13 protein-coding genes are annotated in these 15,733 nt (G+C 58.5%); 12 read left to right on the top strand and 1 reads right to left on the bottom strand.

Annotated features, from left to right (window positions below):
- Positions 1 to 117 precede the first annotated feature (117 nt).
- The 8 genes from HJB89_RS04420 to HJB89_RS04455 all read left to right on the top strand — a co-directional run bounded on the left by HJB89_RS04420 (position 118) and on the right by HJB89_RS04455 (position 9,726).
- Positions 118 to 345 (top strand): hypothetical protein, encoded by a 228-nt coding sequence (locus HJB89_RS04420; RefSeq protein ID WP_207585146.1) that lies wholly within the window; start codon positions 118 to 120, stop codon positions 343 to 345.
- 9 nt (positions 346 to 354) lie between these two features.
- A complete protein-coding gene (locus HJB89_RS04425) occupies positions 355 to 1,305 on the top strand; it encodes a glycosyltransferase (protein ID WP_221149067.1) in 951 nt (316 codons plus the stop codon).
- Positions 1,302 to 2,402, top strand: coding sequence for a glycosyltransferase family 4 protein (locus HJB89_RS04430; protein ID WP_207585144.1), 1,101 nt, complete (start codon positions 1,302 to 1,304; stop codon positions 2,400 to 2,402). The genes HJB89_RS04425 and HJB89_RS04430 overlap by 4 nt, the downstream gene beginning before the upstream one ends.
- Complete coding sequence (locus HJB89_RS04435) at positions 2,396 to 3,538, top strand: glycosyltransferase family 4 protein (protein WP_221117627.1); 1,143 nt, start codon at positions 2,396 to 2,398, stop codon at positions 3,536 to 3,538. Before HJB89_RS04430 ends, HJB89_RS04435 begins: the two co-directional genes overlap by 7 nt.
- Positions 3,535 to 5,739 (top strand): polysaccharide biosynthesis tyrosine autokinase, encoded by a 2,205-nt coding sequence (locus tag HJB89_RS04440; RefSeq protein WP_207585142.1) that lies wholly within the window; start codon positions 3,535 to 3,537, stop codon positions 5,737 to 5,739. The genes HJB89_RS04435 and HJB89_RS04440 overlap by 4 nt, the downstream gene beginning before the upstream one ends.
- Before the next feature lie 96 nt (positions 5,740 to 5,835).
- Positions 5,836 to 6,939 carry a GDP-mannose 4,6-dehydratase gene (gene gmd / locus HJB89_RS04445; protein ID WP_221149068.1) on the top strand — a complete coding sequence of 368 codons (1,104 nt, stop codon included), beginning with the start codon at positions 5,836 to 5,838 and terminating at the stop codon, positions 6,937 to 6,939.
- Positions 6,932 to 8,002 (top strand): GDP-L-fucose synthase, encoded by a 1,071-nt coding sequence (locus HJB89_RS04450; protein WP_221149069.1) that lies wholly within the window; start codon positions 6,932 to 6,934, stop codon positions 8,000 to 8,002. Before gmd ends, HJB89_RS04450 begins: the two co-directional genes overlap by 8 nt.
- A gap of 584 nt (positions 8,003 to 8,586) precedes the next feature.
- Positions 8,587 to 9,726 carry an ROK family transcriptional regulator gene (locus HJB89_RS04455; RefSeq protein WP_221149070.1) on the top strand — a complete coding sequence of 380 codons (1,140 nt, stop codon included), beginning with the start codon at positions 8,587 to 8,589 and terminating at the stop codon, positions 9,724 to 9,726.
- A 99-nt stretch (positions 9,727 to 9,825) separates the two neighbouring features.
- On the opposite strand, the gene HJB89_RS04460 is transcribed toward HJB89_RS04455, so the two are convergent.
- Positions 9,826 to 10,905 (bottom strand): Gfo/Idh/MocA family protein, encoded by a 1,080-nt coding sequence (locus tag HJB89_RS04460; RefSeq protein ID WP_207585138.1) that lies wholly within the window; start codon positions 10,903 to 10,905, stop codon positions 9,826 to 9,828.
- Between the two features lie 346 nt (positions 10,906 to 11,251).
- Between HJB89_RS04460 and HJB89_RS04465 the strand changes: the two genes are divergently transcribed.
- The 4 genes from HJB89_RS04465 (at position 11,252) to HJB89_RS04480 (ending at position 15,687) form a co-directional block, all read left to right on the top strand.
- On the top strand, positions 11,252 to 12,550 hold the full coding sequence (locus tag HJB89_RS04465; RefSeq protein WP_221116882.1) for an ABC transporter substrate-binding protein: 1,299 nt from the start codon (positions 11,252 to 11,254) through the stop codon (positions 12,548 to 12,550).
- Between the two features lie 89 nt (positions 12,551 to 12,639).
- A complete protein-coding gene (locus HJB89_RS04470) occupies positions 12,640 to 13,569 on the top strand; it encodes a carbohydrate ABC transporter permease (RefSeq protein ID WP_207585136.1) in 930 nt (309 codons plus the stop codon).
- Positions 13,566 to 14,408 (top strand): carbohydrate ABC transporter permease, encoded by an 843-nt coding sequence (locus HJB89_RS04475; RefSeq protein WP_007635896.1) that lies wholly within the window; start codon positions 13,566 to 13,568, stop codon positions 14,406 to 14,408. Before HJB89_RS04470 ends, HJB89_RS04475 begins: the two co-directional genes overlap by 4 nt.
- A 40-nt stretch (positions 14,409 to 14,448) precedes the next feature.
- Positions 14,449 to 15,687, top strand: a complete 1,239-nt coding sequence (locus HJB89_RS04480) for an ROK family transcriptional regulator (protein WP_221116881.1) — start codon at positions 14,449 to 14,451, stop codon at positions 15,685 to 15,687.
- Positions 15,688 to 15,733: the final 46 nt, after the last annotated feature.

The raw sequence follows: 15,733 nt of genomic DNA on the forward strand, positions 1-15,733 counted from the left end.
ACCGTGGCGATGAATGTCTCGTGAAGCGTGGTGGGTAAGCCGCGGTTCCACTGCAATGAGGCAACAATTCTGACAGAGGCTATCTCTGCAGTCGAAGCCTGGAAGGTTAGGATTACTATGTTTCTGCGTCATGATCCTAGTTCTCTATGCAACACGACCGGCGCTCTGCTCGTCGTGGCATTGTCAGCGGCGATCTCATCGGCTCTGCGCGAGATGCTGTTCGGCCGACATGGTATTTTGAATATCACCATCACCGAGGCTCCAAGCCTCGATGGCTACCTAAAGGTCGACCTCTCAAGCAACTTTGCGCTGCTGCACAGCAGCGCATCGCGGCAACCCGCCTGAGCGCGCGCCATGGAGCGGCCGGCCCTCAGTGTCCTCATCAATAATTACAACTACGCTCGCTTCGTTGGGCGGGCGATAGACAGCGTGTTGAGCCAGGACGCGCGCAACGTCGAGATAATCGTCGTCGATGACGGCTCTACCGACCAGTCGCGGTCTGTTCTGGAAGTGTATGACAACCGAGTAAAGGTGATCTTCCAGGAGAACGCAGGACAGGCGGCTGCGATCAATACCGCTGTGAGATCAAGCACGGGCGAGATCCTCTGTTTTCTGGATGCTGACGACTGGTGGGCGCCGAGCAAGCTGTCGGCGACGGCTGCAGCGTTCCGCGCAAACCCGCAAGCATCGCTCGTCTATCACCGACTGCAGCCAACGCTTGTCGATGGCACGCCGACTTCCAAGCCGATCCCTCGAACCCTGTGTTCGGGCGCTTTGTCGCCGCTACTCACCAGATCGGCTGGCTGGTGGCCTTTTCCGATGACGTCAGCCGTCGCGGTACGGCGTAGCGCATGGAATGCTGCCGGCAGCATTCCCGAACAATTCCGCATATCGGCCGACGCCTGGCTCGTGGGGATCTATCCGTTTCTGGGGGACGTCATTGCCATGCCGGATCCGCTTGGATTCTACCGCATCCACAATAACAACTGGTATCGCTCGACCGAGGATGCCACCACGCTAAGGAGGCGGATGACGCACTGGCAGCGTACCGTTGAAGCGACGAACCTGTTTCTCTCAACCCATCAACTGCCGGCAAGACTACGTCTGACGGATCACCATCCCTATCGCATCGCGTCGGCAAAGCTGCAGGGAGCCGATACACGCACCCGGTTCAGGCTTGCCGTCGAAGGCCTCTTCTTTGCCGGCGAACCGAACCTGCTCCGACGGACGCGCGATAGTTTGCGCTCTGCGCGCGGCCTGTCACGGCTCGGCCTGGACGTCGGCTTGTCGGAGGCAGCGAAATGAAGGCGCTGCTATTGGTTTCCGAACTGGAAGACTATACCATCTCCTTCGCCAGCGGCGTTGCCCAACACCTGAACGTTGTGCTTGCCGTGCCTCGCCGGCGCTATGCACATCTCGCCTCTTCTTTCGATCCGGCTGTCGATCTGCACCTTCTGGACTGGCCGAGACACCGTTCTCTCTCCAATCCCTGGTTTCTCTACCAGCTTACGCGTCTGATCCGGCGGGAACAGCCAAACCTCATCCATCTCCTCAGCAATTCTACGCTTTGGCTGAACCTTGCCGTGCCGTTCTGGCGCCCGATCCCGCTTGTGACGACCGTTCATGACGTGGAAATCCATCCCGGCGATTCCGATACGCGTACGCTGCCCGACTGGGCCCCCGAATTGATGGTGAAACAATCCGGACATGTTGTCGTCCACGGCGAGGGACTGAAGCGGCTTGTCCTCGATCGATATTCAAAATCGCCGGACTGTGTCCATGTCCTGTCGCATCCCTCCATCCTTCGCTATGCGGAACTCGCGCGGCGACAGAAGATGGCACCGCGCGAAGCGGATGGTACCATACGCGTCCTGCTCTTCGGACGGATTTTCGCCTACAAGGGCCTGGAACATCTGGTTCGGGCCGAGGCGATGCTCAAGGACGCCCTTCCCAACCTGCGCATCACGGTCGCAGGCCGTGGCGACAATCCGCTGATATTCCAGCCGCTTATGGGGGATGCCGGCCGCTACGACATTCGCAATCGTTTTATCGAGGATGCAGAGGTCGCCCAGCTTTTCCTGGACACCGACATTGTCGTGCTTCCCTATACTGAAGCATCCCAAAGCGGTGTACTCAACCTTGCTGCCGCATTTGGCAAACCGGTGATCGTCACGGATGTCGGCGAGTTGCGGGGCACCGTTCAGCCCAACGGGTTGGGAATGGTGGTCCCTCCCGGAGATGCCAAAGAGCTCTCGGCAGCAATCAGGACATTGGCAGACAACGGCGAACTGAGAAACAATTTCGGCGCCAATGCGCTCGAATGGGCCAAAGGACCGAATTCGCCTGAACGGGTCGGCGCCCAGGCCGCGGCCGTTTATCGGGAGGTGATCGGGTCATGCTGATGGAGGCCGTGACGGACAGAAGTCGAATGGCACTACGGAGCACGGCCAGCGTCCGCCACTATGTTCCGGGCGGCTGCGAGAACGGCGGCGGCATTGGCAGGCTGGTCGGCTATATAACAGAGACAGCGAACGAGACCGGCACCGAACATTTCGTCACCGATACCAGAGGGGCTCGATGGTCCAAGGTGACGTCACCCGCACGCCTGCTCGGCGCCATCCTGACGATGGCAAAGGACCGGATTGTCGCGCCGGCCCGCATTCACCATATCCATATCGCCGGCCGCGGCAGCACCTCCCGAAAACTGATCCTGACCGAGGCTGCCCGTTTGTTCGGGTGCTGCCACATATTGCACCTGCACGACTACGACTATGCCGGCGACTTTGCGCAACGCTCGCCGCGCCAGCAACGGCTCATCCGTCGGATGTTTCAGAATGCCGATTGCGTTGTGGCGCTCGGCCGGCGCGATCGCATGACGCTGACCACACTTCTGGGCGTTGACGAGCGTCGCACGGTCGTTGCCCATAATTGCGTCCCCGATCCCGGGGCGCACGATATTCGCGTCGGCCAGACACCGCTGATCGTATTCCTCGGCCGGTTGAGCGAACGCAAGGGCGTCACGGAGCTTTTGTTGGCCCTGAGCCACCCGCTCATGAAAGAACTCCAGTGGCGGGCTGTACTGGCAGGCGACGGACCTGTCGAGGATTATCGCCGTCAGGCTGACGCCATGGCGCTTTCCGATCTGGTAGAGATGCCCGGCTGGCTCGACGCCGGTGAGGCGCGAGCCCTGTGTGCGCGTGCAGATATCCTGGTTCTGCCTTCGCACGCCGAAGGTCTGGCAATGGCCCTGCTCGAAGGGCTGTCCCACGGGCTCGCGGTCGTCACCACGCGTGTCGGAGCGCATGACGAAGTCATTACCGACGGTGAAACCGGGATTTTCGTGCCCGTCGGAGATCCGAATGCCTTGGCTGCAGCCATGGCGAAACTGGTGACCGATCCAGAAACCTGCATCCGCCTCTCAGTCCGGGGGCGCACGCATTACCTCAACCATTTCAGCATGAAGGCCTACATGCGGTCGCTCGAGAAACTATACGAAACCGTTTCCGCGAAACCTCAAGCAATGGTTGGCGCACGATGACGATTTCCACTCTTCCGCCGGACCGCAATCTTCCGATCTCGCCGATGCGCTATGACCCACGCTTTCAGGTAGAGACCAAGGCGGACAACTTCGATCTGGCATCCATTTACCGTCTCGTTCGCCGAAGAATGATCATGATCATCACGATAACCATGCTGCTCATGGCGCCCGCGGCGATTATGATCTTTGGGCTGAAGCCCACCTACCAGGGCTGGGCCCGGTTGATTGTCCACCAGCCCCTCGCAACATCGCTTGATACGGACGATGCCAACCACAGTGATCTACTTGACGCGAAATCGGAGACTGAGCGGCTTCTATCCAGAAGTATCGCAGAGCGAGTTGTCCGCGAACTGCAGCTTGACGTGCGGGAGGAATTCAATCCAGCGCTGCGGGAGACCTCGTTCATCGAAAGGATCCGGACAAAGGTGCGCGCCCTGTTCGACACAAAAAACCCCACCTCGCCTTTACGGGACAACATCAACGCCATCATCCCGGAATATTTTAGGGCGCTCGGCGTGTGGCATGAAGATAAGAGTGACGTTATCCAGATCAGCTTCAATTCGACTGATCCTGAACTCGCAGCCGCGGTTCCGAACCGGGTCATCGGCATTTACCTCGATGAGCGGAAGGAGAGTGTCCGTGGCCGCCTGGATGCGGCGGAAGAGTGGATACGACAGCGCATCACGGAACAGCAGGTTCGCGCTGACACTTCTCGAGACGCTGCCCGCAACTATCAAGAATCGATGGACGTCGTCTCGAAAGAGGACGCTCAGGAGGAACGGATCAAGTCATTTCTGGAACTCACTGGCCGAGAAGGGAAAATCGAAGAAAGCCGGGTTGAGGTAGAGGCGGCGATCTCGACGCTGGAAACAGCCGATAACGCTTCGGTCGCAGCGCAGAACATCGTCGTCCCCGACAGCATTGCCATAAAGCAACGCGATCTTCGCGGACAGGAACAGGATCTCGCCCGTCTTCTCGAGACATATGACGGCAATGCCGACGCCGTGGTGGAGCTACGTGGAGAGATCCAAGAATCCCGTGCCGATCTCGAACTTGCGACCAAACAATATCTCCAGACAATGCGGATCAAGCTCGTCGCACTTGATCATGAAGCTGAAGCAGTACAATCCAGGTTGGTTGTTGCTAATGAAAAACGCATACGCGATGCGCTGGTGCAGACGGAATTGTTGCGACTTCAGAAGATCGCGGAAAAGGAACAAACGGCACTCGACAAGCTTGAGAACCAGCGCCGTGACCTCGCCGCGAGGGCCCTGCTGCCGGGGGCGGAGTTGGAAGTTTTAACACCGGCTACAGTGCCGCTTGCATCACAGGGACGTGGACGGCTTTCCTATCTGGTGGGCGCCCTCCTGGCCGCAATCTCGGCCGCCATAACGGCCGCTTTCGTGATCGAAATGTGGGACCGGACGGTCCGGAGCTTCGACCAGATATCTGGAATGGCGCGCACGATACCGGCTGGACTTATCCCGCGTCTGGCGCGAAGGGAACATTCGAAGACGATGTTCACACATATACCGGTCCCGATGTTTGACGAAGCAATCCGTACCGTGGTGCTTTCACTCAAGCAGTCCAATGGCGGTAAGTTGCCGAACAGCATCGTCGTTACGTCGGCTCACAGCGGGGACGGCAAGTCGCTTGTCGCGCGATCGCTGGCTATCGAACTTGCCGCCGCCGCGATTCCGGTGCTGCTGGTCGATGGCGACCTTCGGCGGGGAAAACTCGATTCGTTTTTCAGGTCGGAGCTAACGCACGGATTGAACGAATTCCTGAATGGTCAAGCCGATTTCCGCGACATCGTCTACCACCATCCAAGCGGTATCGATTTCATTCCGTCTGGAAATTTCAGTCTCCAGCGGCGCGTCCGTCCGAACGGCCTCGCAGAAATCATCGAGATGGCGGTCGCGGCCGGCCAGGTTGTCATCTTCGACAGCGCGCCTGTGCTCGCCTCGACAGATACCGTGCATTTGACTGCCCTGGCGGAAAGAACACTGGCAATCGTTGGATGGGGAAAGACGAGCCGCCGCGCCGTCGAGTTCAGCCTGCAGCAAATGAAAAGCTCGCGGAACTCGGAAATCGTTGTCGCGATCAACAAGGTAAATCCCGAAAAGCACGCACTGTATAATTTCAGCGACTCGGAGCTTTTTTCAAAATCCCTGATGAAATACTACAAACTCAAAGTGTGAATACATCACACGCACTGATTAAATGCTCATTTTTTGAAATTGCACGAACTACACAGCATAATTTGCTTCTGCATTGGCATCCAAGTTGGAGGACCCATGGATACGAGAATGAGAGAGAACCGAAAAGTTGCGCTGATTACCGGTATAACAGGTCAGGACGGCGCGTATCTGGCCGAAATGCTCTTGGAGAAGGGCTATATCGTTCACGGCCTCAAGCGACGCTCATCGTCCTTCAACACCAGTCGTATCGAGCATCTCTACGAGGATACCCACATCGAGAATCCTCGCTTTATTCTGCATTTCGGGGACATGACCGATTCAACGAATCTCATCCGTGTCGTTCAGGAAACGCAGCCGGACGAGATCTATAATCTCGCCGCACAGAGCCACGTTCAAGTCTCTTTCGAGACGCCGGAATACACGGCTAACGCGGATGGAACCGGCACTCTTCGGCTACTTGAAGCAATTCGCCTCCTGGGGCTGACCAAAAAGACCCGCTTCTATCAAGCGTCCACCTCAGAGCTCTACGGCAAAGTCCAGGAAGTCCCGCAGAGCGAAACGACGCCTTTCTACCCCCGATCACCCTACGCGGCGGCCAAGCTCTACGCCTATTGGATTGTGGTCAATTATCGCGAGGCATACGGCATGCACGCCTCGAACGGCATTTTGTTCAATCATGAAAGCCCAATCCGCGGCGAAACATTCGTGACACGCAAGATCACCCGGGCGGCGGCGGCGATCCATCTTGGCCTGCAGGAAAGGCTCTATCTCGGCAATCTGGATGCCAAGCGCGACTGGGGACATGCACGAGAATATGTCCGCGGCATGTGGCTGATGCTGCAACAGGACGAACCGGAGGATTATGTCCTGGCGACAGGCGAAACGCACTCGGTTCGTTCCTTTGTCGATAAGGCTTTTGCCAAGGTGGGCATGCCAATTGATTGGCGTGGGAACGGGGTTGAGGAAAAGGGATACGATAAGACATCCGGTCAGTGTGTGGTGGAGATCGATCCAGCTTACTTTCGTCCGACTGAAGTTGATCTTTTGATCGGCGATCCGACGAAGGCGCACACCAAGCTTGGCTGGAAACACGAGACCAGCCTTGATCAGCTGGTTGCGGAGATGGTTCGCGAGGATCTGAAAGTCATGGCACGAAATGTTCCGTCGCTAGGCGCAACCAAAGGCTTTGCTCATGCCTGAGGTGATCTACAGCCTTGCCGGAAAAAGGGTCTATGTCGCGGGCCACCGCGGCATGGTGGGCTCTGCGATCGTGCGGCGTCTCGCTTCCGAGGGTTGCGAGATTTTGACGGCCACCCGCGCCGAGGTCGACCTCAGACGGCAGGAGCAGGTGGAGGCCTGGATGAGTAAGAATCGTCCCGACGCCGTCTTCCTGGCTGCGGCGAGGGTCGGCGGCATTCTGGAGAACGCTACCTATCCGGCCGACTTTCTTTACGACAACTTGATTCTCCAAGCGAACGTCATCCACGCAGCCCATAGAACTCACGTCGAAAAACTGATGTTTTTGGGCTCGTCCTGCATTTATCCGAAATTCGCCGACCAGCCGATCGTGGAGGACTCCCTTCTGACTGGATCGCTTGAGCCCACGAATGAATGGTATGCGATCGCCAAAATTGCCGGATTAAAGCTCTGCCACGCCTATCGCAAACAGCACGGTAGAGATTTCATCTCGGCCATGCCGACCAATCTTTATGGTCCCGAGGACAATTTTGACCTCGGGTCAAGCCATGTCATGCCGGCGCTCATACGCAAGGCGCATGAAGCCAAGGTCAACCAGCAGCAAGAGATCTGCATCTGGGGTACTGGCACGCCGCGGCGCGAATTCCTGCATGTTGACGATTGTGCCGACGCCTGCCTCCATCTCATGAAGACCTATTCCGCCGAAAGTCATGTGAATGTCGGTTCCGGCGAAGACATTTCCATCCTCGAATTGGGACAACTCGTCTCCAAGGTCGTTGGCTTCGAAGGCAAGATCAAGCACGACCTCACCAAGCCAGATGGAACGCCACGTAAACTCTTGAGCATCGACAAGCTTCGCGCGCTCGGCTGGTCTCCCAAGATCGGTCTGAAGGAGGGTATCGAAGACGCCTATCGCTCTTTCCGTGACGGTCATTATCTCGAACGCAGCAACAGGATTATTTCCGGCGACCTGGTCGGCCAAAGCGACATCTGTATTGAGAGAGCCGAGACTTCGGCGCTGCATGCGTCCACGCTCTCTTCGGTCGCACATCATCCTCGCGCATAGCGAATTTGCGCGAGGCACAATGAGCTTTTGTCTCGGGGGGGACGCATATGCGGGGATGGAGCAAACAATGCGACCGGTAGAAATCAGGATTGTAGCGCTCATTTTCCTGATAGTCGTGTGGGCGCTGATTATCGGTGCGGCAATGGATTTTTTCGCGGTCGAGATGCCGATATCGCTTGTCGCTCTATTAAACGGATAACCACGTCGGATGGCTCCACGAGATCGCCTTCGGCCGGGCTGTCGGACGACGATTGCTACGGTAAAGTCGGCAGGCGCGGCCGCACCCACATGCAAACCGTTGCTCGAGCCAGTTTGCCAAACCAGCTCCGACTTTGCCGGGCTGCGCCTTGAGACAGGGTGGTTTCTGGAGCAATAGAATCAGTTAGTTACGCGCATCCACAGGAAAAATTGTTACGAGCATCGACCGGAAGCGTGGTACACAATCGAAATGGTGCTTTAGAACAGGATGATTTTAGGCCCGGTCGGCCTAAAATCTGAATCCTGTTCTACATTAGATAGTTAGAGCATGATGTCATGAGAAAACCGCTCACACTTTTCGGCATCATGCTCCAGGGAAGACGATCATGCGGTATCTTCGATCAGGGCCGCGTCGGCTTCAAACCCAGGACATGGGTGCCCCGCGCGCCAAAACAATTGGCCTCAGGTCCGGTGAAATCGCCGATCGAAATATTCGCGTCATTCTGGAAGCCATCCGCCGCCATGGTCCGTTGACGCGGATGGAGCTTGGCCGGCATAGCGGCCTGTCAGGCCCCGGCATCACCAATATTCTTCGCCGATTGGCCGACCAGAAGCTTGTCACCTCCCATCGCCGCAGCGGTCCCGGTTGCGGGGCGACCGCCACCGAGTTCGCCTTGCGTCCGGAAGGCGCCTTTTCGATCGGCGTCAAACTCCGCCAGCGGCGCGGCGAGATCGTGCTCATCGATCTCAGCGGCCAGGCTCATGATCGGGTCTATTTCAGCCTGGGCCCCACAGACAGGGTCGGCGCGGTGCACGCCGCCGTCAAGGACATCGCCGATCGCCACGCCGCCATGCCGATCCTCGGCCTTGGCATCGCCGCCAACGATTGGACGGACGAGCAAAGCGATCAAATCGCCGCACTGTCGGCGATCGCCCGTCCCTATGCCGAGAACGAGTGCACCGCGAGCCTACTCGCAGAGCGCACGATCGGCAGCTCTACGCGGGAGGGCGGGCTGGCGATGATCATCATCGATGACGACGTTCAGGCTGGTTTTCTCATTCGCGGCATTCCCTATTCCGGCGTCCACGGCAGGGCGGGCAGCATCGGCGAAATGCTGACCGGCCCCGACAATGTCCAGCTGAACACCGTCGTCGGTTTCGAGTCCCTGCGGTCGAGGATCGGCGACCAGGAATTCACGCGCTTGCTGGACGGGGAAGAATTCTCCTCGCCATCATTGTCGCAATGGATACGCGAGGCCGCCGGCCATCTGCTCGACCCGATCATCGCCATGGCCGGCTTTCTTGCGCCCAGCGTCGTCATGATCGGGAGCGATTTGCCACAAGGCGTGATCGAAGCCCTGATCCATCAACTTTCCATCGAGCGGCGCGACACCTCGACGAGGCCGTTGCTGACACCATGGATTTCGCCGATGAAACCGGCGAGCTTCAGCGGCGGCGGGGTGGCACTCGGTGCCGCCCTCCTGCCCTTCCTCAACACTTTACTGCTGCCGCCAGCTTCCGCCTGACGCCATTGCGTATCATGCATCACGCTAGAGCATGATGCCGAAAAGTCTGGGCGGTTTTCGGACGACATCATGCTCTAGCTATCTAATGTAGAACAGGAATCAGATTTTAGGCCGACCGGGCCTAAAATCATCCTGTTCTAGCGCTTCGTCGGCATGGCTGAGATCGGATGCCAGCGCCTTGTCGAGGATCTTCTGGATATTGGCGGCGCGGCGGAACGACGGTTCCTGCGTCCTGCCGGCTCGCACGGCCTGGACGAAACGCTGGTAGTTGGTCTCGACAGGATCGAACGGCACGTCGCTCCAGGTCGCAGTATGCACGTCTTCGCCGAGACAGGCGCGCAGCGTCGATTGTCCCGTATCGTAAATCATCTCGATCGAGCCGGTTTCGCCGTAGACCCTGAGGCGCAACTGATCCATCTGGCCGGCTGCCGTGCGTGTGGCCTGAATCGTGCCGATCGCACCATTGGTGAAATCGACATTCATCGTGAAGCTGTCGTTCGCATCGAGATCATATTCGCCGATCTTGTGGCCTGGCGCCTTGTCGAAGGTTTTCAGCCGCGCGAAGACATGGGCGACGTCGAGCCCCGAGCCGTATGAGGCGAAATCGACGATGTGGATGCCGATATCGCCGAGTGCGCCGTTCGATCCATGCTTCTTGCTCAGCCGCCACAGCCATTTGCTTTCGCTCTTCCAGTCGCCCCAGTGTCGACCGACCAGCCAGCTTTGAAGGTGGGAGGCCTCGACATGGCGCACCGCGCCGATTTCGCCGGCGAGCACCATCTGCCGACCTTTCTGCAGCGCCGGCGAGTTGCGATAGGTGAAATTGACCATGCCGACCTTGCCCGATCGCTCGATCGCCTCGGTCATCTCCATCGCCTTGACCGCATCGGTGGCAAGCGGCTTTTCGCAGAAGACGTGTTTTTCGGCGGCGATCGCCTGAAGCGTCGTCGGGTGGTGGATGTTATCAGGCGTGACATTGGCGACCGCATCGAACTCGCCCCAGGCGAGAGCCTCTTCGAGGGAAGTGAATTGATTGGCGATGCCATGTTCGGTGCAAAAGGCAGTAAGCCTTTCCGCAACGACATCGACGCCTCCAACGACGCTGACGCCTTCGATCGCCTTGAATCTCGCGGCGTGCTGGTTGGCCATGCCGCCTGTGCCGAGAATGAGTAACCGCATCTTATCCTCCATGAGTTCGCTTCCGGCTACCGCGCAGCCGGACAAAACCTTTGCCTTGCCATCGCGGCCATCCGCGATCGCCTCGTGCTCTTCTTCAGGAAAATTGCGGATGGATGCGCCACGTGTCCGAAAGGCACGCGCTCCGTCACTTTAATTGGCGCATATCCCTTCCGAAAACCAGCGTGCGCGCTAGCTGCTGTTGAATGTCGCCAGCATTTCGATCCTCCCAAAAGCTCTGGCTTGACATCAAATCAAAGTAACTTAATCTATTTAATGCAGCACGGAAATGAGGAGAGGTCAACTGACCGCCAGGCTGTATTCGTTCCAAATGGGGAGGAGACCCATCATGAAGAGCGCCACCGTCAGCGCATTTGCGCTGAGCACAATGTTATTTTCAGCATCCGTTTCATTTGCCCAGGAACTCGCTACCAAGGACAGGATCGGCTTGGCCGATGCCCCGAAATCCCTCGTCGTCCGTCTGACGAACGACAGTCCGAACAATGCGGATCCGGCGATCGCCGAGGGCTATCAGAAGCTCTTCGTCGATTTCATCAAGAAGCATCCCGACTGGAAACTGCAGATGCAGTTCATGTCGTCGGACATCGGCACCGAACAAGCCAAGATGCTGGAGCAGGCCAAGGCCGGCAATGCGCCCGATTGCGCCGCCGTCGATTCCTTCGTGCTTTCACAGTTCATGGTCAATCACGTGCTTGCGGACTTCACACCCTACTTCTCGAAGGAAGAAGTGGCTGACCTCTTCCCCTTCATCCGCAGCGGCATCACCGACAAAGACCAGACGGTCCGGGCATGGTGGTGGGACACGGACCTTCGGGTGCTCTACCGCAACAAGTCGATCGTCGCGGATGCGCCGCAGACATGGGACGACCTGAAAAAGGCCGCGCTCGCCTCCACCAAGGAAGGAATGGAAGGCGTGCTCTTCAATGGCGGGCGCTGGGAAGGGACGACGTTCGACTGGCTCGCAAATTATTGGGCGCTCGGCGGCAAGCTCGTCGACGACTCCGGCAAGCCGGTCTTCGGCGAAGGCGAGAACAAGGAGAAATTCCTCAAAGCGCTGAATTACTTCAAGGATCTCGTCGATTCCGGCGCAGCGCCCAAGCGCGTCAGCACGATCGCCAATTACGACGACATGAATGCTGCGGCCGCAGCGGCGACGACGGCGCTCTTCATCGGCGGCAACTGGCAATATGCGCAGTTGAAGACGACGCTCGACGCGGACGAATTCAAGAACTGGACCTTCTCGCCAATCCCCGGTCCCAGTGCCGATCAGCGCTCGACCGGCACCGGCGGCTGGACGATCGCCTCCTTCAGCAAGGACAAGGACAAGGTCGAGATGTGCGCCAACCTCGCACGCGAGGTCTATATGGGGCCGGCAAACGCGCTGCAGCAGCAGCTGCCGACCCGCAAATCGCTCTTCGACAAATATGAGGTGTTCTCCACGGAGGCCAACAAGACCTTCGCCGCGGCTCTGGTCGACGGCCAGGCACGCCCCGGTGTGCCGATCTATCCGGAGATCTCCAACCAGATCCAGATCATGATGGGCGACGTGCTCTCCGGGACCAAAAAGCCGGAGGACGCTTTGAATGCCGCCTTCAACGCGGCAATGGAGGCTTACAAGCGCCTGTAACCCCGCGCCAAGCAATCGTAACGCTTCAGACAGCGGCGACGCCTGCCCTTCAGGCGTCGCCGACTTTGCCAAACCCGGACAGAGAGCTAATGAGCCCCATTGCCATCGAGGCTGACAGCCCGCCTCAAAGCAGAACGTTCATGCGCCGTTTCGCCGGCGCGCCCTTGCCCTGGATCATGCCCGTGATCATCGTCATCGGCATTTTCTATCTTTATCCGGTCATCGACGTTTTCAGGCTGTCATTTACCAATGCGACGCTGATCGGCGACAATCAGCAATATACGCTGGGCTCGATCACCAATGCCTTGAGTTCGCCGCAGCTGCCCGACATTTTATGGGCGACGCTGATTTTCGTCGGCGGCAGCGTTATCGGCCAGCAAATTCTGGGCATTGCCGTTGCCGTCGTGGTTATCCGCGGCGAAAAACGCGGCCTGTTCGGCACCACGATCCTGAGAACGACGGCGCTGATCGCCTGGGTCGTCCCCGGCATTGCCGGCGGCATCATCTGGCAGATGCTGTTTTCCGAAGCGCCTTACGGCGCATTGAACAGCATTTTGCGGCTGATGCACATGCCTGTTGTCGCCTGGCTTTCCGATCCCGCAATCGCCCCATGGTCGACGCTGATCTCCAACATATGGCGCGGCACGGCCTTTTCGATGGTCGTCATGTATGCGGCGCTGAAGGCGATCGATCCCTCGCTCTACGAAGCCGCCGAGGTCGATGGCGCAACCGCATCGCAGCAGTTCTTCTTCATTACCCTGCCGCAGCTGCGCGCGGCGATCCTCGTCAATATGATCCTCATCACGATTCAGACGGTGAATACTTTCGATGCGATCATCACGCTGACCGGCGGTGGTCCGGGGCGCGCGACCGAGGTCATCTCGCTCTACGTTTTCAATATCGTCTTTAGAAACTACGATCTATCAGGCGGCAGCGTGCTCTCCGTGCTCATGCTGATCATCAGCCTCGGGCTTGCTTTCGTCTATGCGTCATTCCTACCGAAGGAGGAAGAGCAATGAGCGGACGGACCGGAACGCGGCTCGGCGATGCCTTCAGCTATCTCTTCATGCTGGTGATGTTCATCTTCTTCGCCGGCCCCCTCACCTATCTCCTGTCGATGGCGATGCGTGACAAGCGCGAGATCTATCGCGGCGCGGCGCGCTATATTCCCCAGAATCCCACCATCGACAATTTCATCACCGTTCTGAACAACAGCTATTTCCCGGTCTATCTCTGGAACGGTCTCAAGCTTGCGGCCTTGAGCGGCTTCGGCGTGCTGATCGTAGCACTGCCCGCGGCTTACGCCTTTTCCCGCTTTCAATTCCGCGGCAAGGGCCTGTCGATGATGGGTCTGCTGCTTTTCCAGATGATTTCGCCGCTTGTCATCATGGTGCCGCTCTACCGCTACATGAACCGCCTCGGAATGCTGGACACCCATTTTGCCGTCGTCATGGTCTATATCGCCCTCGGCGTTCCGCTGGCGACCTGGCTTTTAAAGAGCACCGTGGACGGCATTCCGCGCAGCCTCGACGAGGCCGCCATGATCGATGGCTGCAACAGGTTTTCGGTGTTCTGGCGTATTGTTCTGCCCTTGTCGGCGCCGGGCATCGCCTCGGTCTTCATCATCACGGTGATTGCCGGCTGGTCGCAATTCCTGGTGCCTTTCCTGCTACTCACCAAAAATGACCTGATGCCGATCGGCGTCGGAATCTTTAACTTCCGCGGCATGCAGACCGACTCGTCCATCCAGCTTCTCGCCGCCGCCTGCCTGATCTCGGTCGTTCCGGCGATCGTGGCCTTCCTGTCGCTCCAGAGGCTGATCCTCGGCGCAATGACCAGCGGCGCGGTGAAGGGATGAGGGACGGTCAATCTCCATGCGTGAGGAAGGATACGACCCCATGAACCAAACGCTCGGCGCCAGGCTTTCCCCGGATTTGACCGGCGCCAATGTCGAAGATGCAGGCGAGCACAACAGGGCCGTCGTCCTGCGCTGCATCCATCGCCAGGCACCGATTTCACGCGCCGAAATCGCTCGGCAGACGGGTTTTACCAAACCGGCAATCGCCCGCATCGTCGATCGTTTGCTGGATGAGGGCCTGATCATGGAAGCCCGTCGGCGGCATGGGCTGAGAGGGCAGCCGGCGATTGAACTGGAGATCAATCCGGACGCCTGTTTTGCGATCGGCATCAATATCGATCGCGATCATCTGACAGTCCTGGCCGTCGATGCCGTCGGCAATGTCCGTGCCCGCGTGCATCATGAAAAGCGCTTCATCCTGCCGGTAGAATTCCTGCAGCTGACATCAGATGCGATTTCGCATTTCCAGCGCAGCCGGCTGATCGACGACGCGCGCCTGGCCGGCATCGGTCTGGCGATGCCGGATTGGCTTGGGGAGATTTCGCTGCTCGGTAAGCCCAAGGCCTATCAGGAATGGACGGCATTCGATGTGCGCGCGGCACTGGAAAACCTGACACAGCATCCTGTCTTCATCGAAAATGAAGCCAATGCCGCAGCCCTTGCCGAGCTCGATTATGGACTGGGGGCCGAAAGCAGCAGCTTCTTCTACATCGCCATCAATGCCTGCCCCGGCGGAGGTCTCGTGCTTGACGGCAACGGTCATCGCGGCGCCATGGGCCTCAGCGGCGAGATTGGCTGGCTTCCAATTGCCGACGGCAGAGACGAAAAGAGCCAAAAGGTCCAGCTTCTCGGCGAGATATTTTCGCTGTTTTCCCTTTACGATTTTCTTGCGCGGCACGCCGTCGAGGTGAGTGTTCCGCACGACCTCCTGAGCCTGGATGCGCATGGCAGGCGCCTGGTTTCGCAGTGGCTGAAGGAAATGAGCGCGCACCTGGCCGTCGCCGTCAAGCATATCGGCATGATCGTCGATCCCGACGCCGTCCTCGTCGGCGGCAGACTGCCGATCCGCATCGTCGACGAGTTGCTGCGTTATGTGCACGAGCATCTCGACCCCGAGGATACCAACCTGCCCTCGCTTCATCGCGCCTCGCTCGGCGAGGATGCCTCGGCGATGGGGGCGGCGGCCATGCCGATGGCGGCAGCACTGATGCTCGCATCGGCCGACGCGGCTCAACGCACCCGGTCGCCGCTCAAAAACATGGATCGCCTGAACAGCTGAAAACGGCCGGCACGGCCCCAGGCATTTGGTGAAGATGGGAGGATTT

It is taken from the genome of Rhizobium sp. NZLR8, from assembly GCF_019685025.1.
GTDB lineage: Bacteria > Pseudomonadota > Alphaproteobacteria > Rhizobiales > Rhizobiaceae > Rhizobium.